This is a genomic window from Candidatus Symbiopectobacterium sp. NZEC135 (genome assembly GCF_025962695.1).
The window spans coordinates 1-760 of sequence record NZ_JAGFPF010001014.1; the positions used below are offsets into that span (position 1 = coordinate 1).

General features: G+C 52.1%; 2 protein-coding genes. One reads left to right on the forward strand and one right to left on the reverse strand.

What is annotated here, in order from left to right; translation table 11 throughout:
• Nucleotides 1-368, forward strand: a 368-nt coding sequence (locus tag J5224_RS32125) for an inner membrane protein YpjD (RefSeq protein ID WP_264629005.1), incomplete at its 5' end; no start/stop codon positions are given.
• A 49-nt stretch (nt 369-417) separates the two neighbouring features.
• Here the strand turns inward: J5224_RS32125 and luxS are convergent.
• Nucleotides 418-760, reverse strand: a 343-nt coding sequence (gene luxS, locus J5224_RS32130; protein WP_264629006.1) for an S-ribosylhomocysteine lyase, incomplete at its 5' end; no start/stop codon positions are given.

The window sequence follows — 760 nt, forward strand, 5'->3', positions numbered from 1 at the left end:
CGCTCTATGCGCTGCAATTGGCACTGATCGATTATCTGCTCAAAAACAAAAAGCTGAGCATGGTGTCTGAAATGCCGCCGCTGTTGAGCATCGAACGAAAGATGTTTCATGTCACGCAAATTGGCGTGATCCTGCTGACGATGACGTTGTGTAGCGGGTTGTTTTACATGGAGAACATCATCGAAAACAAAGAGAACCTTCACAAGGCGCTGTTCTCTCTGTTTGCCTGGTTCAACTATATTCTGCTGCTGTGGGGACATTACCACGAAGGGTGGCGCGGACGCCGCGTGGTGTGCTTCACCTTGGTGGGCGCACTGTTACTGGCGCTGGCGTACTTCGGCTGCCGTGTTATTCAGCACTTAGCGTGACGAGAGACGAACAAAAAAAGGCACCTGGTGAAGGGTGCCTTTTTTATTGTTAGATATGCAATTCTGCCAGTTTATCTTTCGGTAACGCCAGATCGTCGTTCTGGTTGACACCAATCGGATGCGCCAGAATATGGCGCGCAATATCCTGCGCCTCTTCCAGAGAGTGCATCTCAAAGGTGCCGCACTGGAACTCGTTCAGCTCAGGGATTTTGCGCTGATCGGTCACTTTGAGCACATCCTCCATCGCCGCGCTCCAGGCACTGGCCACGCGTTGCTCTGCCGGTGTGCCAATCAGGCTCATGTAAAATCCCGTGCGGCAACCCATCGGAGAAATATCGATAATCTCGACGCCATCACCGTTGAGATGGTTGCGCATGAAACCGGCAAACAGG